At 44.0% G+C, this 16,370-nt stretch carries 18 protein-coding genes; 10 read left to right on the top strand and 8 right to left on the bottom strand.

Annotated features, from left to right (window positions below; all coding sequences use genetic code 11):
* Positions 1–397: 397 nt before the first annotated feature.
* Positions 398–757, top strand: coding sequence for a hypothetical protein (locus WC958_00870; GenBank protein ID MFA5628806.1), 360 nt, complete (start codon positions 398–400; stop codon positions 755–757).
* Here the strand turns inward: WC958_00870 and WC958_00865 are convergent.
* Positions 754–1,578, bottom strand: a complete 825-nt coding sequence (locus tag WC958_00865) for an HAD family hydrolase (GenBank protein ID MFA5628805.1) — start codon at positions 1,576–1,578, stop codon at positions 754–756. The two genes, WC958_00870 and WC958_00865, sit on opposite strands and share 4 nt — an antisense overlap.
* Positions 1,575–1,703 (bottom strand): hypothetical protein, encoded by a 129-nt coding sequence (locus WC958_00860; protein MFA5628804.1) that lies wholly within the window; start codon positions 1,701–1,703, stop codon positions 1,575–1,577. Before WC958_00860 ends, WC958_00865 begins: the two co-directional genes overlap by 4 nt.
* Before the next feature lies 1 nt (position 1,704).
* Here WC958_00860 and mutS point away from each other — a divergent pair, with 1 nt between their 5' ends.
* The gene (mutS, locus tag WC958_00855) at positions 1,705–4,278 is read left to right on the top strand and encodes a DNA mismatch repair protein MutS (protein MFA5628803.1); all 2,574 of its coding nucleotides are present in this window, start codon (positions 1,705–1,707) and stop codon (positions 4,276–4,278) included.
* A gap of 439 nt (positions 4,279–4,717) precedes the next feature.
* On the opposite strand, the gene WC958_00850 is transcribed toward mutS, so the two are convergent.
* Entirely contained in the window at positions 4,718–5,485 is a 768-nt protein-coding gene (locus tag WC958_00850) for a fumarylacetoacetate hydrolase family protein (protein ID MFA5628802.1), read from the bottom strand.
* A gap of 154 nt (positions 5,486–5,639) precedes the next feature.
* Here WC958_00850 and WC958_00845 point away from each other — a divergent pair, with 154 nt between their 5' ends.
* The 6 genes from WC958_00845 to WC958_00820 all read left to right on the top strand — a co-directional run bounded on the left by WC958_00845 (position 5,640) and on the right by WC958_00820 (position 10,479).
* Positions 5,640–6,179, top strand: a complete 540-nt coding sequence (locus WC958_00845) for a cob(I)yrinic acid a,c-diamide adenosyltransferase (GenBank protein MFA5628801.1) — start codon at positions 5,640–5,642, stop codon at positions 6,177–6,179.
* 37 nt (positions 6,180–6,216) lie between these two features.
* Positions 6,217–7,317: a fructose-1,6-bisphosphate aldolase/phosphatase gene (fbp, locus tag WC958_00840; GenBank protein ID MFA5628800.1), complete on the top strand. Its 1,101-nt coding sequence runs from the start codon at positions 6,217–6,219 to the stop codon at positions 7,315–7,317.
* A complete protein-coding gene (locus WC958_00835) occupies positions 7,318–7,923 on the top strand; it encodes an XTP/dITP diphosphatase (protein ID MFA5628799.1) in 606 nt (201 codons plus the stop codon). It begins immediately after the preceding gene.
* A 77-nt stretch (positions 7,924–8,000) separates the two neighbouring features.
* The gene (dnaN, locus tag WC958_00830; GenBank protein ID MFA5628798.1) at positions 8,001–9,137 is read left to right on the top strand and encodes a DNA polymerase III subunit beta; all 1,137 of its coding nucleotides are present in this window, start codon (positions 8,001–8,003) and stop codon (positions 9,135–9,137) included.
* A 144-nt stretch (positions 9,138–9,281) separates the two neighbouring features.
* The gene (locus WC958_00825) at positions 9,282–10,091 is read left to right on the top strand and encodes a cytochrome b/b6 domain-containing protein (GenBank protein ID MFA5628797.1); all 810 of its coding nucleotides are present in this window, start codon (positions 9,282–9,284) and stop codon (positions 10,089–10,091) included.
* 40 nt (positions 10,092–10,131) lie between these two features.
* On the top strand, positions 10,132–10,479 hold the full coding sequence (locus WC958_00820; GenBank protein MFA5628796.1) for a hypothetical protein: 348 nt from the start codon (positions 10,132–10,134) through the stop codon (positions 10,477–10,479).
* Between the two features lie 1,046 nt (positions 10,480–11,525).
* Here WC958_00820 and WC958_00815 read toward each other — a convergent pair.
* Together WC958_00815 and WC958_00810 are read right to left on the bottom strand one after the other, a co-directional pair.
* A complete protein-coding gene (locus WC958_00815; GenBank protein MFA5628795.1) occupies positions 11,526–12,251 on the bottom strand; it encodes a 4Fe-4S binding protein in 726 nt (241 codons plus the stop codon).
* 111 nt (positions 12,252–12,362) lie between these two features.
* On the bottom strand, positions 12,363–12,875 hold the full coding sequence (locus tag WC958_00810; protein ID MFA5628794.1) for a TM2 domain-containing protein: 513 nt from the start codon (positions 12,873–12,875) through the stop codon (positions 12,363–12,365).
* Positions 12,876–13,013: 138 nt separating this feature from the next.
* Between WC958_00810 and WC958_00805 the strand changes: the two genes are divergently transcribed.
* Together WC958_00805 and WC958_00800 are read left to right on the top strand one after the other, a co-directional pair.
* Positions 13,014–13,463 (top strand): MarR family transcriptional regulator, encoded by a 450-nt coding sequence (locus WC958_00805; protein MFA5628793.1) that lies wholly within the window; start codon positions 13,014–13,016, stop codon positions 13,461–13,463.
* Positions 13,464–13,480: 17 nt separating this feature from the next.
* Positions 13,481–15,016, top strand: coding sequence for an MFS transporter (locus WC958_00800; protein ID MFA5628792.1), 1,536 nt, complete (start codon positions 13,481–13,483; stop codon positions 15,014–15,016).
* 83 nt (positions 15,017–15,099) lie between these two features.
* On the opposite strand, the gene WC958_00795 is transcribed toward WC958_00800, so the two are convergent.
* The 3 genes from WC958_00795 to WC958_00785 all read right to left on the bottom strand — a co-directional run bounded on the left by WC958_00795 (position 15,100) and on the right by WC958_00785 (position 16,351).
* Positions 15,100–15,594, bottom strand: a complete 495-nt coding sequence (locus tag WC958_00795; protein MFA5628791.1) for a YajQ family cyclic di-GMP-binding protein — start codon at positions 15,592–15,594, stop codon at positions 15,100–15,102.
* 93 nt (positions 15,595–15,687) lie between these two features.
* Positions 15,688–15,888, bottom strand: coding sequence for a hypothetical protein (locus WC958_00790; protein MFA5628790.1), 201 nt, complete (start codon positions 15,886–15,888; stop codon positions 15,688–15,690).
* A 37-nt stretch (positions 15,889–15,925) separates the two neighbouring features.
* The gene (locus WC958_00785; GenBank protein ID MFA5628789.1) at positions 15,926–16,351 is read right to left on the bottom strand and encodes a hypothetical protein; all 426 of its coding nucleotides are present in this window, start codon (positions 16,349–16,351) and stop codon (positions 15,926–15,928) included.
* Positions 16,352–16,370: the final 19 nt, after the last annotated feature.

Genomic DNA, 16,370 nt, shown 5'->3' with positions numbered 1-16,370 from the left:
ATCAATAATTTTAGGGTTCGAAATGGAGCAAGTCTTAGACAAGGTTCTGATAGTGGTCATGGAGAGAAGTGTGCCAGATGTTGTAAAAGAATATTGAGTTAAGAGGATTGTAACTATACTACTCGTATTCTCATAGCTTTGAACGGACGTAGGAATACTGAAAATTGTATAGTAGTTTGCAATGATTGTTTTGAAGCTCTTAGCGCAGATGAAGGCAAAATTATACCATTCGATAAATTGCCTTGTTATAAAGTTTAACTCATTAATTATCGTGTCAATCATAATTTTGTAGAATTATCGGTGCCAAACCTCTTGACAACGCAACCGTTAAATATTAAATTAGATACAAGTTATTAGACATAATTAACCTTAATACGATTAATAAAGGAATTATGTAATGTTTGACGGTAATGACGAGAATTATTTCCGCCGCAAAGCCGAGAGTTACATTGAGGCGCGGGAAACCGCAAGTAAAGAACTCTTAGGGGCTCGCGTGTTTCGACGCAGGGGCGCTATTGAGGCAATGCGCCAGCGTTACGATACAATGCAGAGGTTTACCGTTGAAGATAACGCCCTTTATGTTGCCCGCAAGTGCCAAAGGTGTGTTGCCAGTATCGATAACACCAATTTGGCGGCACAATACCGCAAAATGGAGCAAATTGCAGAGGAAAAGGCCCGCATAAAAAGCCCGCCGATAATTCGCTCAAACCCGCCAAGCATGGAAACACTTAGGAAACGCTTTAATTTAGAATACTAAAATCGGCTGTTGAGGATATATTTCTCGATTGCCGCCGCCACCCCGCCATTTTCCACATCATTTGTTATATCATCGGCCTCTGCCTTTAAAACATCGTAGGCATTTTTCATTGCAACCCGTGTTCCGGCCGCTTCAAAAAGGGGTAAATCGTTAAGCCCGTCCCCGATTGCCAGAATTTCTTCCTTTTTGATTTGCAAATGCTCGCCCAAAGCCCGCAAGGCCTCTCCTTTGGAAACAAGCGGATCAACAATGTTTACAAACTCAATATCGGGGTGCGCCGGAGAGTGTGCGGACGAAAAGCGCAAAAGGCCGTTGAATTCATTTTTAAACATCTCAATTTGAGCATCTTCCTGTTTACTGCGTGAAATCAGTTCGGCCTTAACAATTTTGTGACACTCACAGATTTTATCCAAATCTTCGATAATCGGATCCACCCCAAAATAATTGCGATGGACAACATCCGACCAGTTTGTCCGCTCGGCGTAGAACTTTTCGGTCGTATAAAGCTCTAAATAAATTTCGTTTGCGCGCGCAAATTCGATTGCCCTTCGCAGCACGCCCTCGTTAATTGTTTTAATGTAAACGGTGTCATCTGCAACCGGGTCGGTAACAACGGCTCCGTCGTAGAAAATATGATGCCCGCCAAGAGAAACCTCTTCAATTATGCGGCGACAAGCCTTGATAACCCTCCCCGTTGCCAGCGAAACCTGAATACCCTTTGATTGCGCTTTGGCAATTGCCAAAATATCAACTTGGGAAACCTTCCCGTTTTTATCGACCAACGTCCCATCAACGTCCACTGCCACTAATTTGTATTTCATTCCATACCCTTTTTGCATAAACTGCCTTTCATTCTAACATAAAGGACGATTAGACCGCCCGTTTGTTTATCTTCAAACGGCAAATTACTTTTATTTGTAAGCCGATTAAAGTAGAATATATCCATTATGAAGGATAATCCGACACCTATTCGTCAACAATACCTCAGAATAAAACAACAATATCCCCATGCCATCCTTTTTTTTAGGCTGGGGGATTTTTACGAAACATTTGATGAAGACGCCAAAATAACGGCGCGCGAACTGGAAATTGTGTTAACGACCCGCAGTATGGGTAAAAACTACAAAATCCCGATGGCCGGAATCCCCCACCATGCCCTTGACGATTATTTGGCAAAACTGATTAAACGCGGTTATAAAGTTGCCCTCTGTGAGCAAATTACCAAACCGGGAGAAACAAAAGGAATTGTTGAACGCGATGTCGTAAGACTGGTCACCCCCGGAACGGTTATTGAGCCCGAGCTTTTGGAAGGGAAAGCCAATAACTACTTGGCGGCAATTATAACAAACGGAGAAACAGCCGGTATCGCCTATGTCGATATTACCACCAGCGAGTTTGCAACTGCGCAGATTCATATCGATAACCTTAAAACCGAACTGGAACGCTTACAACCGGCGGAAATTGTAATTCCGCAAGGAGCGACTTTACCGGAAATCGGGATTAACCCAACTGTTAGCCATATTGAAAATTATTACTTTGAATTCGAAGTAGCCCGTAAGACCCTGCTTGACCATTTTGAGGCAAGTACACTTGAGGGGTACGGCTGCGCCGGATTACCGTCGGCAACCCAAGCTGCCGGGGCTGTATTGCACTACCTCAAGCAAACACAAAAGGGCGTTGTAAAACAAATAACGCATCTTTCAACTTACAACCCCTCGCTTTTTATGACGCTGGATAACACCACACAATTCAATTTGGAGCTTTTTAAAAGTGCGGTTTCGGGTAATATCGGCGGTTCGCTGCTCTCAATTATTGATTTAACCAAAACATCAATGGGCGGGCGAATGCTGAAGCGTTGGCTGGGGCAGCCGTTATTGAATTTACAAGAATTAACAATCAGACAAGACGCCACCGAATGGTTTTTAAACGATAATATCTCAAGGCGGCAATTTATTAACGAACTGGCAAATATAACCGACCTTGAGCGCTTAACAAACCGCATCCGCGCAAATATTGCAATGCCGCAGGAGTTAATCGCCCTAAAACACAGCCTTGAAACCGTCCCCAGGCTTTTGCAAATATTTGAAAGCATTGATTTTATGCCGGTGGAGTGGCTAAAAAACAAACTCAAGCCGCAACCGGAGTTAATCTCGCTTATTGAGGAATCGATTGAAGAACCGCCGACATCGTCTTTGGGAGACGGAGGGGTAATCAGGCGCGGTTTCTCCGAAGAGCTTGATAAACTGCGCACAGCTTCCAAGGACGCCGGACAGTACCTCACTAACCTCGAAAAAGAGGAACGCGAGAAAACCGGAATTAAATCGCTTAAAGTCGGATACAATCGCGTCTTTGGTTACTACATTGAGGTTTCCCAATCCAACTTGCAACAGGTACCGGAGAGATATATCCGCAAACAAACGCTCGTTGGCGGGGAGAGATTTTTTACGCCCGAATTAAAGGAATACGAATCGGTTATCTTAAATGCCAAGGACAGAATTAACGAACTGGAAACGGATATCTTCAGACGCGTTTGCCGGCAAGTTGCCGATTACGGTGGGGCTTTACTGGCTCTTGCCAATACAATTGCCGAGATTGACCTCTTTTCTGCCTTTGCCGAAGTAGCCGTTCGTAATAATTACGCCAGACCCGAGCTTAACGAAGGTAATCAAATCATTATCAAACAGGGCAGACATCCGGTTGTCGAAAGTAACCTCAAGCAAGGCGAGTTTATCCCGAATGACGTGACGCTTTCCAACGATGATGCTCAATTAATTATCCTAACCGGCCCCAATATGGCCGGGAAATCGACCTATCTAAAGCAAATTGCCGTGATTGTTTTAATGGCGCAAATCGGCAGTTTTGTTCCGGCTGAAAAAGCCGTTATCGGGCTGGTCGATCGTATTTTTACCCGAATCGGCGCCCGCGAAGATTTGGCGTCCGGCCAATCAACTTTTATGGTTGAAATGGTTGAAACCGCCAATATTTTAAACAACGCCACCTCTAAATCACTGCTTATATTGGATGAAATCGGGCGCGGTACCAGCACTTACGATGGAATGGCGATTGCCCGCGCCGTGGTGGAATATATTCATAACCATAAAGGATTGGGAGCCAAAACCCTTTTTGCCACCCATTACCATGAACTTGTGCGGCTTGCCGATTATCTTCCGCGGGTAAGAAATTTTAATGTTGGCGTTGCCGAAGACGCCGGAAACGTTATCTTTTTACACCGCATTATCCCCGGGGGAGTGGATAAGAGTTACGGGATACATGTCGCAAAGCTGGCGGGGATGCCAAAGACCGTTATCCGCCGCGCCGATGAAGTCCTTGCTGAACTGGAGTCCGAGAGTATCAAAAGCGCTTCCGCTAAATCCGAAAAACAAGAACCCCACCCCCAGCTTTCCTTGTTTGGGGTAAAACCGGAGGTCGTGGAAGAGCTTGAGAAGTTGGATATAGATTCGCTAACCCCATTGGAAGCGCTTAATAAACTCTACAAACTGCAGAAAAAAGCAAAGGGGTAGGGCATTCGCCTCATTTAGGGTGATATTCCCTTTGCCTTTGCAAGACCGTTCTCGATAGAAGAGACGAAGCGATTCATTTTGTCTTTGCGAGCGCAGCGAAGCAATCCTCCTCTGTCTTTCAGAGCGAAGCGAAGAATCTCATATAGATTAAATTTATTGGGGATTGCCACGTCGCTCGCCAAAGGCTCGTTCCTCGCAAAGACGTTTCTACTATTATTGTCATTCTGAGCTTGCCGAAGAATCTGGGGGTTGGTGGATAGTGCTGCGCTTGGCTACGGATTTTATGATAGGACGATGCCTCTTTTTTATCGCCGAGGATGCCTCATAGCCTACATTTCTCGCTCTCTTAGATCCTTCACTTTGTTCAGGATGACATTTTTGAGGGCATAAAAAAAGAGGGCGGTTTCCCGCCCTTCTCTCACAAATTCGATTGGATTTTCTACTGACAGCCGTTATTAATTACCTTGTTTTTCAAAGTACCAACGGAATCAATTTTAACTTCAACAACATCACCCGGGTACATCGGCCCTATTCCGCTCGGTGTACCGGTAGCAATAATATCGCCCGGTAAAAGCGTCATTACATTAGAAATAAAGTTGATTATCTCGGGAATAGTATAGATTAAATCCCCGGTATTGCCCTTCTGTTTCAGTTTACCGTTTAAATAAGTTTCAATTCCAATATCGGATGGGTCTAAATCGGTTTCTATCCACGGACCGATAGCGGCAAAAGTATCAAATCCCTTTGCTCTTGTCCATTGGAGATCCGCCCTCTGTAAATCCCTCGCGGTAACATCATTAAAACAAGAGTAACCTAAAACGTAATCCATCGCGTCTTCTTTGGAAATACGCCAGCCGGCTTTTTTGATTACAACCGCCACCTCTCCCTCATAATCCACCCTGCTTGACGAATCGGGATAGACTATACTCTCGCCGGGGCCGATAACCGATGTTGACGGCTTTAAGAATGTCAGCGGCGAATTCGGAAGCGGTAAATCCATTTCCTTGGCATGCGAATGATAATTCAGACCCATTGCTATAATCTTGGACGGTTCGCAGGGAGCAAGGAGCTTTATCTTTTCAAGCGGGTAGAACTCATTGGTCGGTTCAAGATATTTAAAGGGTTTCCCTTCATACTTCTGAACTGTATGGTCGTTCAGCACACCGTATTCGCTTTTTCCGTTTGTTGAAAATCGTACATACCTCATGGAAAGCTATTTTAATGGAAACTTTATCTCAATGCAAACATTCTGTTTAAAAACGTTAACAAACCCCTCAGTGTTCCTTGACACAACTCGAGTGTGATTGTTAAACTGTTATGCTGTAATACTTGCAGCCGCGTTGGTTAATTTTAGGAGTGAAATGACACCGAATAAACTGGAAAAAGGACTGGTTTCAGTCTTTACGGGAGATGGCAAAGGGAAAACTTCAACCGCCATCGGAATTGCCTCAAGGGCAGCCGGACACGGATTAAAAATTTATTTCGCGTTCTTTTTAAAAGCCAACAACTACGTTCACGGTGAAAAACATTCCCTGTCTTTACTTTCCGGGGTTAAATTTGAAAGCTTCGGCTGCGAAGGTTGGGTGGATAAAGACAACATCCGTCCCGAAGATTTTGAACAGGCCCAAAAGGGGTTTGACGCCTCAAGAAATGCCGTCCTCTGCGGAGAATACGACGTAGTGATTATGGACGAAATTAACATGGCGGTTAACCTCGGGTTGGTTTGCACGGACGATTTACTTACGCTAATCAAAGAAAAACCGGCCAACGTAGAGATGATTTTAACCGGAAGATACGCGGATGCCGAGATAGTACAGGCGGCCGATTTGGTAACCGAAATGTTAATGATAAAACACCCCTATAATGACGGCATACAAGCGCGCCGAGGGATTGATTATTAAGCAAATATTATTTATTTAAGTCTTTTTGGAGGGCATAATGAAACTAACTTTGAGTGTAATTAAAGCAGACATCGGCGGATTTGTCGGTCATTCCGATTCCCACCCCGACGTAATTGCTTCGGCAATTGAAAGCATGGAGAAAGCTAAATCCGAAGGAATGTTGATTGATTATCACGTCACCAAGTGCGGCGATGACCTGCAGTTGATAATGACCCACCAGTTGGGTGAAGCAAATGAAAAAATCCACAAAATGGCATGGGATACCTTTGTTAAAGGAACCGAGGTTGCCAAAAAGTTAAAATTGTACGGAGCCGGACAAGACTTATTATCCGACGCTTTCTCCGGTAACGTTAAAGGAATGGGACCCGGCGTTGCCGAGATGGAAATTGAAGAAAGAACCTCCGAACCGATTGTAATCTTTATGGCCGATAAAACTTCTTCCGGCGCTTGGAATATGCCCTTATACAAAATGTTTGCCGACCCGTTTAACACCATCGGATTGGTAATTGCCCCCAATATGCATAAAGGCTTCTCGTTTGAAGTCCACGATGTTAAGGAAAGTAAAAAGGTCTGTTTTAATTCCCCCGAAGAAATCTATGACCTTTTAGTTCTTATCGGCGCACCGGCGCGTTATGCCGTTAAATCGGTTAGCAGCCGAGATACCGGTGAAATAGCCGCCGTTTCTTCGACACAGAAATTATGTTTAATTGCCGGACGCTATGTCGGTAAAGACGACCCTGTTTGCATCGTACGCTGCCAGGGCGCTTTCCCAGCCGTCGGTGAAGTTGTTGAACCCTTTACTCAGCCGTCACTGGTTGAAGGCTGGATGCGCGGCTCGCACAACGGCCCGCTAATGCCCGTTTCGGTTGCCGACAGCAAGCCGACCCGCTTTGACGGTCCGCCTCGAGTAACCGCTCTCGGTTTCCAACTTTCGAACGGAAAATTGATTGGCCCACGCGATATGTTTGACGATATTTCTTTCGACGAAGCGCGCAAACAGGCTAACTGGGCTGCGGAATACCTACGCCGCCACGGTCCTTTTGAGCCGCACCGCTTACCGCTGGAGGAAATGGAATATACCACCATGCCGCTAGTAATGGAAAAACTCAAGGAGCGCTTTACAACCCTGGAAGACTAAATGTCTGCGCTGCTTATTGCCACTAACAATCGGGGCAAGCTGGCTGAGTTTAAACTCATATTCGCCGGTTTGCCCTGTTCTATTATTTCTCCTCTCGATATCAACTTGGAGTTGGAAGTTATTGAAAACGGCGCCACTTTTGAAGAGAATGCCGCTTTAAAATCCCTTTCTTTTGCCAAGGCAAGCGGTCTTTTAACATTAGCTGACGATTCGGGGTTGGAAGTGGAGGCGCTGAGGGGAGAACCGGGTGTTATGTCTGCACGCTATGCGGGAGAAAATGCTTCCGACAGCGACCGGGTTAAATATCTGCTGGGCAAAATGGAAAAGATTCCTCAAAACCAAAGGCAAGCCCGATTTCGCAGCGTTATTGCCATTACAACCCCCGGAGATTTGCAGACCGAACTTAGTAAAGGCGAATGTTGTGGGGAGATAACTTTTGAGCCGAGGGGTGAAAACGGCTTCGGCTATGACCCGATTTTCTTTTTGCCGCAATTCGGAAAAACAATGGCAGAAATTTCCAAAGATTTAAAAAATGAAATCAGCCATCGCGGAATGGCCGCCCGAAACGCTGTTCCGATATTGAAAAAACTGCTCCAAATTGTCTAAAATATTGTAATAATATTTGTTTTAATACCACATTTTGGTATATACTACTCGACACTACTATATATCGGGGGTGCGTCATGAAATTATCTTGTCTTCAAGAAAATCTTAATCGCAGTTTAAATTACATCAGCAGAACCGCAACAACCAGAACAACCTTGCCAATTACCAACAATGTCCTATTGGCAACGGATGAGGGACGCCTCAAACTTGTGGCAACCAATTTGGAGATGGCGATTACTTTTTGGATCGGCGCCAAAGTGGAAGACGAAGGTGCGATTACCTTACCCGCAAAACTATTGACCGAATTCGTGGGGTCTTTGCCCAACGATAAAATCAATATGAGCTTGTCCGCACGCACCCGCACAATGCAACTGAAATGCGCCCGATTCGAAGCCAGAATCGGCGGAGTTGATGCCAAAGATTTCCCCCCGATACCCAGCGTTGACGACGGCGTGGTAACCGGCATAGATTCCGAAACTTTAAGAAAAGGAATCGAAAAAGTTGTTTTTGCAGCCGCCGTCGATGAATCCAGACCTGTTTTGACCGGCGTTAATGCCGAATTTGAAGGAGATACTTTAACACTGGCTGCCGCCGACGGTTTCCGGCTCGCAGTTTATAAAATGCCGCTGGCAACACCCGTTGAAAAGAAAACTACCGCTATCATTCCGGCAAAAACATTAGCGGAACTTAATCGAATGGCCGCAGAACAAGAGGCCCCAATTGAGATCCGAGTCAATACAAACAAAGGACAGATTTTATTTAAGCTTAAAGATTTTGAACTTGTTTCACAACTGATTCAGGGGGCTTTCCCGCAGTATTCTCAGCTTATCCCGCAAAGCTATTCAACACGCGCCGTGGTGGATATTGCGGAATTTTTAAGAGCAACCAGAACCGCCAGTATCTTTGCCCGTGACGGTAGTAATATCATTAAATTAGTGATTACACCGGGAGTTAAAGAAGCCCCCGGAAAACTGAAAATTACTGCGCGCTCGGAAGAAATCGGCGATAATGAGGGTGAGGTGGATGCGCTGGTTCAAGGAAGCGAATCAAAGATTGCCTTTAACAGTAAATATCTTACCGAAATCCTAAACGTTTTACACGAATCCCAGGTTGCCCTTGAAGTAACCAGCCCTTCCAGCCCGGGCGTCTTTAGGCCGCTGGGGATGGATAACTACACCCATGTTGTGATGCCGATGTTTGTCCAATGGGATTGATAATTTAATAAGATTTTGATAATAAAAGCGCCTGGCGAAAATCAGGCGCTTTTTGAATTCCGAAGCATTTAAAACTAGGGATTTGTTGATTTATAATTTTGCTAATTTAATTTTTTAAACCATCTTAATAATTTGAGGTTACTAATGAGCAGAACTAAATGGTTAGTCAGTATTGCACTTCTTGCTGTTTTTGCGGGGGGAATTCTTTTGTCGTCATTTCCGGACACGTTACTTTTATCCAAATTGCCGTGGTTACTTATAGTGTCTGCCGTGGCGGGAATTTTGCTTGGACTGCTAAGAAAAAGATTTACATGCAAAGCAATAATCGAAAACGGAAAGGTTCAAAGACACGAAATCGGGTCTTTTATAGAACACTGGTTAACAGTAGTTGGGATATTTTTATTAATTATATCGGGATTCATAATCGGTTTCTTATTCTTTCCTCATTTTACCGATACCCTCAAAAGTATACTTTTCCCGCTCAATATGCACTTTATCGGGCTAAATATTACCTTGTTAGGCGGCTTTTATTTCCTAACCGACTATATCTTTTCTTGTAAGCTCTCATCGCTAATTCCTAATTTTAAGGATTTGTCGGAGGGCACGATTGGAAAATATTTATTTAAAAAAGAATGCTGTAACGAGGGGAAATATCTTTCGTCGCAAAAAGCGGCATTTTTAGTCTATGCAATATTAGGCGGCGTCCAAATTATCACCGGTTTTATTAAGATAATGGGACACTTTTGGGGAATATCGCACACTGCATTAGCGGTAACAACGCTTATACATGATATTTTTTCTCTGCTTTTTGTTATTATGGTTATCGTTCATGTACTATTTGTTGTCCTATCTACAAAACACCGTACGCTGCTTAAATCGTGGTTTACCGGCAATGTTAGCGAGTCGTACGCAAAAGAAGAACATAAAGTTTGGTACGACCAGTTTACAAAATAATGTATGAGAATTGTTTAATAACATATTTCGGGGGATTTTAATGAAATCTAAAAAACTCTTAATTGCGTTTATGATAGCTTTAGCGGTTATTCCTATGATAGGCACCGGTTGCGGCGGTAATAATGGAGGCACCCCGGAGACGGACAATCCCGGTTTTTCAAATTTGCTGATGGGGACCGGGTACGAGAACTGTTTGATATGCCATAATATCGATGATAAAAACTCCGCTAAAAACTTAAACTATCACTGTCTTAACATTAACCCGGTTACCTTCGGCACACCCGGCTCAGACTACTCACCAAAACTTCAGGATTGTTTGTTATGCCATACATCACACTCACCGGATGAAGCGAAAACGACTTTCAACTGTGCGATGTGCCATTACTAATAAAAATTATTTTCGACAACAAAGGAATCCATACAAACCATCTTTGCGAAGAGCGAGTCGTTAGGCGAGTAACGTGGCAATCCCACTCTTGTCATCCTGAACGCAGTGAAGGATCTAAGAGGATGGGAAACACAGGCTATGAGGTGACCTTGGCTACAAATAAGAGGCACCGTTCTACTGTAAATCCATTACCAAACGTTAGACTATCCGCCAACTCCCAGATTCTTCGGCAGGCTCAGAATGACAATAATAGTAACGTCTTTGCGAGGAGCGAGCCATCAGGCGAATGACGTGGCAATCTCTAACGAATTTATCTATATGAGATTGCTTCGCCTTCCCTGCGGGAATGGTCTCGCAAAGACAGGGTGCTTCTCAGCCGCTCGTGGTGAGCTTGTCGAACCATAACGGTGGCCGAGTAGTAATCCTCGTTCCTTCTCGTTCGTTGAACCCTTCGACAAGCTCAGGGCGAACGGGCTTTTTTGTCATCCTGAATGAAATGAAGGATTTAAGAGGATGGGAAATACAGGCTATGAGGTGCCTTCAGAAACAAAAAAGATGCAGCGCCCTACCCTAAAATCCGTTACCGAACGCTGCACTATTCGCTAACTCCCAGATTCTTCGGCAACCTCAGAATGACAAATGAAGAAAAATCCAGCCGTTCATGGTGAGCCTGTCGAACCATAACGGCAGTCGAATGGTAGTCCTTGTTTCTCTCGTTCGTAGGACCCTTCGACAGGCTCAGGGCGAACGAGGGGTTTGTCATCCTGAACGAAGTGAAGGATCTAAGAGGACGGGAAATATAATCTATGAGGATACCTCGGCAACAAAAAAAGGGCATCGCCCTACCCTAAAATCCGTTACCGAACGCTGCACTATTCTTTAACCCCTAGATTCTTCGGCAGGCTCAGAATGACAAGTTATAAACGTCTTTGCGAGGAACGAGCTTTTAGCGAGTGACGTGGCAATCTCAAAGGAATTTATCTATATAAGATTGCTTCGCCTTCCCTGCGGGAATGGTCTCGCAAAGACAAATATAGGAACGCCCTTTACGTCTTCAGATTGCCCCTAATACCAACCGTAACTTCCTTATAGGGAATCCTTTTACCGGCTTTTGCCATCGCCTGCTCAAGCATACTGACAAGCCCGGAACAACAAGGCACTTCCATTTTAATTACAGTAAAACTTCTGATATTAGAAGAGGCTATTACATCGGTTAATTTGTTAACATGTGCCTGAAAATCATCCAGTTTCGGGCAGGCAACCAAGACGACATTATCTTTTAAAAAGCGGGTGTGAAAATCGGCCATTGAAAAAGGAACACAATCCCCCACCAATAATACGTCCGCATTATCTAAAAAGGGCGCTTTGGGCGGCACCAGAGTAAGCTGAACCGGCCAATGACCAAGCATCGATTGCTGACCTTCCGCTGTGATTGCAGGCTGTTCTATCGGTTCCTTCTTTTCAAAAATCGAAGCAACAGCGGACGGGCAACCTCGAAAAACTTCCTTTTCCGCCGATTTTTTGCTTTCAACGTAGGCCATAGCAGCCTCTTCATCGAATTCCGAAGCAAGCCTTTCTTCGATTGAAATAGCGCCTTGAGGGCAATCACCGAGACAAGCCCCAAGCCCGTCGCAATAAACCTCGCTCACAAGTTTAGCCTTACCGTCAATAATTTGAAGAGCGCCTTCGGCACACGCAGGCACGCAAACACCGCAGCCATTGCACTTTTCTTCATCGATTTTAATGATTTTTCTTAAGATTTTGGGAGTCACTCAAATTCTCCTTTTTAATTTTTATTGTAATAATCTAAAGAGAAGTGCCCGGCGTTAATACCGGGCACACAATTAATTTTACTACCGGATAATTTTTATTTCAAATGCTTTCTAGTTTAGTATCGGTCTGCCGTATTTATCTGAAAATTTGCCTAATAATATCATAATAAAATCGACAAGGGCCCACAACGCCACGCCGTAAACCAAAACAAAACCAAACACGAAAATCGTTGTAATCCAACCAACAACGGTTAAAACCGCCATTGCTATGCCTGTTCCGGTTTTTCCGGTATAGAACCTGTGAATTCCGAGAGTCCCCAGAAAGAACGCCAAAAGGGCGGCAACCATCTTTTGTTTATCCGAAACACCTCCGTAAGCCCCGGCATACTGATTTTGCGGATACTGTTGACCGTGATATTGCTGTTGGGGATAAGGTTGCTGAGAGTATTGAGACGGATACGGTTGCTGAGAATGCTGCTGCGGGGGATAAGGCTGCTGTGGATACTGAGGCGGAGTTTGATATTGCGTTTGCGACACCCCTCCTTTTTTAAGTGAAACCCCGCAATTTACACACATATCAGGGTCACCAATTAACTGTTTACCGCAATTACTGCAAAAAGCCATACTATCCTCCTAATAAACATACATATAAACATTATACACAATACAGATCATATTTCATACAGTTTTTGTAAACGAACTCTTATTTTATGTTTTGGAATTGACATCAACCGATTGATATTCCATAATATTGGTTAATTTATGAACTATTCATTTTTTAACCATTCTGACGATACTGATAATATTATTAATGATGCGTACGTTGTTATGCATTACCTGCGCCGCTACCTCGTTTATATTCCGGCAAATAAAATAGCCCATCATCGGCTGGCAATTTTAACCTTATTGACACACGAAGGAGCTATGAATTCCTCGGAGATTGCCAAAAGGCTGTCTTTAAGTAAACCCCAGATGACGAATTTTATTGATGGTTTAGTTAAAGAAAAAGCGGTTGAACGACAAATTGACTCAAGCGACAGAAGAAAAATACTGATTAATATCACCGACTCCGGTAAAACCATGCTTAACGGTTATTACGATTTGGTTCGCAATTATTTTACGGAAAACCTCGCTAAAATGGACTCAAATCAAATAAAAACGCTTTCTGAATCACTTGCGCAACTGGCTTCGTTAGTTAAAGAAACCGAATAACCAAAAAAGGATTTTTTATGCCCACAAAACGGAAATACAATAAATGGTTTGTTCTAGCGGTACTGTCAATCGCACTTTTTATGATTAACCTTGATATTACAATTGTTAATATCGCCCTGCCGGCCATCATGGATGATTTTAAAGCATCTCTGGCCGATATAGAATGGGTTGTAAACGTTTATATCCTCGGGTTTGCGGTCACCCTGATTACACTGGGCAGGCTCGGTGATATATTTGGGCGCAAAAGGCTTTTTATTATCGGTCTAATCGTTTTTACAATTTCTTCTTTTTTCTGCGGTGTATCTCAAAGCATCGAAATGTTAATTATTTCAAGGGTGTTCCAGGCCTTGGGCGGTGCGGCAATGATGCCAACTACTCTTGCATTAATTAATGTCGCTTTTAAGGATGGTGGCCGCGGGCAGGCAATGGGAATATGGGGCGCTGTAAGCGGTGCCGCCAGCGCACTGGGACCGATTGTCGGCGGCTTACTGGTTCACCATCTTTCGTGGGGATATATCTTCCTTGTAAACATCCCCTTGGGAATCATAGCAATAATTCTGGGGTTAATTATTATAGAAGAATCCAAGGAGCATTTAGTTAGCCGCTACATTGACTTCCCGGGTATTATTGCGGCAACCGTTGCTTTATTCTCTCTTACTTTTGCCCTAATTGAAGGTCAAAAATTTGGGTGGTCGTCACCTCTGATTATCTCCCTGTTTATAGTAAGCCTCTTGGGTTTTGCAGCCTTTATTCTGATTGAAAAACGCTCCAAATTACCGTTAATCGACTTAAAACTTTTTACTAACCGCTCTTTTTCGGCGGGCAATGTTTTAAACGCCTTGTTGATGTTTAGCTTAATGGGAATCCTCTTTTTGCTGGTGCTTTTCCTTGAGATTGTACTTGGATTTAGCGCCATTAAAACCGGTCTTGTAATCCTGCCAATGCCCCTTGCTGTTTTACTGATCGCACCGTTTGCCGGTAAATTTGCCGATAAAAAGACCTCGCGCTGGATACTTGCCACCGGAATGGCAATTATCGGCATTTCAATATTTTTACTTTCGCACCTATCGCTTGATACAACATGGCAATCGCTGATTTTCCCGTTGACACTCTCCGGTATCGGCATGGGGCTTGTAATGGCGCCTGTCAGCACAGTAATCATGGCAGCCGCCCCGCTGGAAAAATCCGGAGCAGCCAGCGGGATTATGTCGACAACAAGACAAATAGGAAGCTTTTTAGGCATCGGCGTCCTCGGTGCTGTTTTACAAACCCATCTTATCGGTTATGTTAAGACAGCTTTAAATAACAGCGCGATACTAACGGAAGAAATGAAAAACATAATTATAAATACGATGGGTAAAGGCGGGTTCAGCAGCGGGGTGGATTTAAGCGGTATACCGGAAGAATTCCAAGCAGAAATAATGCGAATGTTTTTTTCGGGGTTTGCCGAAAGCTTAAATACAGCAATGCAAGTGGCAGTCCTGTTTTGTATTATCGGTATAATCTCGGCATTTTTAATATCAAACAAATCCAACGAGGTCAAAAAAACCTAGAAAATAACGGATGTGCTTGAATCGGATTTTCCCCAAGGTTAAAAAGGGGGCGCGCTTATGAGCGTCCCCCCTCCTGTTTTAGCTTAGTCTCTTTTCATATTTACGAATTGCAAAGGGACATCGTAATCTTGCTCTCGCAATAACTGCATTATTTGCTGAAGGTCATCGATTTTTTTACCGCTAACCCTAACCTGCTCGTCTTGGATTACCGGCTGTACTTTTAGGTTAGTACCCTTAATTAGTTTAACTATTTTTTTACAGGTATCCGCCGATATTCCCTCATTAATCTGAACATCCATCTTAACCATACCGCTGGAGGTCGGTTCCATCTTTTTGGGAGCAAGCGACTTGGCATCTATATTCAAACGAACACAACTGCCCTTTAACATCTCGATAACAGCCTTGAGCTTCATTTCATCACCGGTAACAATGTGAATCAGTTTGTCTTTTTTATTTAGCGTTATCTCGGTTTTTACGTTTTTAAAATCATAACGAGTCGCAACCTCTCGCAGTGTATTATTAACGGCATTATCCAAAGCCTGATGATCAACCTTGCTTACTACATCTACCGATGGCATACTGTACCTCCTTCTAAAACAAACCATAAAACCCCAGATCCCTCCGGGGTTTTATTAAATCGATTATAAAAAACCTGTCGCGTTTTTTGAAAACTAGTCCGCTTTGGGGGCTTCGGAAACCTTTTCTACGGTCACCCGAATAATGTCTCCGCGCTTCAAATCTTCGGCGGGATTAAACACAACTTCCCCGGATTTCGCAGTCCAAACAACCCTTAACAATGCCCTTAATTCATCACTGGCAGGAACATCGGTTGTTACTTTTCTCTCAACCTGTCCGATTAATATCGGTTCCATATTTCAACGCCTCCTAATATTAGCTAATTATTATAATTTATACGGTTTCTGTTTTGTCGGTACCTTCGGTGCCAATCGTGGCCTGCTCGCCTTCCTCGGCAGTGCAAGTACAACTGCATTCGCATTCGGGAATCGGCTCGGTGTCCGCGATGACTCCGACCACGCCTTCGGTTTCAGGAGAGGGTTCTGCGCCTTCTCCGGCAGCAACCGCTTCTTGGCACTCGCCGGCTTCCGCTACGACTTCTTCGGGTTCCTCTTCTATCGGATCGGGAATAATAACCACTTTTTCAATGGTAACCTTTAGTCCGTCGCCGACTTTTAAGTCCTCGGACGGATTAAAAGACAACTTTCCGGTTGTTTCGGCGCCCCAACCCCAAAGTAACATAACCTTTAATTCTTCTGAGGTTTTAACTTCGCCCGTTACTTCAAGCTGCACTTCGCCGATCTTTGTAATTGATTCCATTTACCAACCTCCTCTGGAT

This window comes from Dehalococcoidales bacterium (genome assembly GCA_041656115.1).
GTDB lineage: Bacteria > Chloroflexota > Dehalococcoidia > Dehalococcoidales > UBA5627 > UBA5627.
The sequence above is the reverse complement of the archived record's forward strand: the minus strand, read 5'-3'. Positions and strand labels throughout refer to the sequence as shown.

Bases quoted from the DNA above. Each gene is read 5' to 3' on its own strand.
- WC958_00870 (MFA5628806.1), top strand. From the start codon at position 398: ATGTTTGACGGTAATGACGAGAATTATTTCCGCCGCAAAGCCGAGAGT.
- WC958_00865 (MFA5628805.1), bottom strand. From the start codon at position 1,578: ATGAAATACAAATTAGTGGCAGTGGACGTTGATGGGACGTTGGTCGAT.
- WC958_00860 (MFA5628804.1), bottom strand. From the start codon at position 1,703: ATGGATATATTCTACTTTAATCGGCTTACAAATAAAAGTAATTTGCCG.
- mutS (MFA5628803.1), top strand. From the start codon at position 1,705: ATGAAGGATAATCCGACACCTATTCGTCAACAATACCTCAGAATAAAA.
- WC958_00850 (MFA5628802.1), bottom strand. From the start codon at position 5,485: ATGAGGTATGTACGATTTTCAACAAACGGAAAAAGCGAATACGGTGTG.
- WC958_00845 (MFA5628801.1), top strand. From the start codon at position 5,640: ATGACACCGAATAAACTGGAAAAAGGACTGGTTTCAGTCTTTACGGGA.
- fbp (MFA5628800.1), top strand. From the start codon at position 6,217: ATGAAACTAACTTTGAGTGTAATTAAAGCAGACATCGGCGGATTTGTC.
- WC958_00835 (MFA5628799.1), top strand. From the start codon at position 7,318: ATGTCTGCGCTGCTTATTGCCACTAACAATCGGGGCAAGCTGGCTGAG.
- dnaN (MFA5628798.1), top strand. From the start codon at position 8,001: ATGAAATTATCTTGTCTTCAAGAAAATCTTAATCGCAGTTTAAATTAC.
- WC958_00825 (MFA5628797.1), top strand. From the start codon at position 9,282: ATGAGCAGAACTAAATGGTTAGTCAGTATTGCACTTCTTGCTGTTTTT.
- WC958_00820 (MFA5628796.1), top strand. From the start codon at position 10,132: ATGAAATCTAAAAAACTCTTAATTGCGTTTATGATAGCTTTAGCGGTT.
- WC958_00810 (MFA5628794.1), bottom strand. From the start codon at position 12,875: ATGGCTTTTTGCAGTAATTGCGGTAAACAGTTAATTGGTGACCCTGAT.
- WC958_00805 (MFA5628793.1), top strand. From the start codon at position 13,014: ATGAACTATTCATTTTTTAACCATTCTGACGATACTGATAATATTATT.
- WC958_00800 (MFA5628792.1), top strand. From the start codon at position 13,481: ATGCCCACAAAACGGAAATACAATAAATGGTTTGTTCTAGCGGTACTG.
- WC958_00795 (MFA5628791.1), bottom strand. From the start codon at position 15,594: ATGCCATCGGTAGATGTAGTAAGCAAGGTTGATCATCAGGCTTTGGAT.
- WC958_00790 (MFA5628790.1), bottom strand. From the start codon at position 15,888: ATGGAACCGATATTAATCGGACAGGTTGAGAGAAAAGTAACAACCGAT.
- WC958_00785 (MFA5628789.1), bottom strand. From the start codon at position 16,351: ATGGAATCAATTACAAAGATCGGCGAAGTGCAGCTTGAAGTAACGGGC.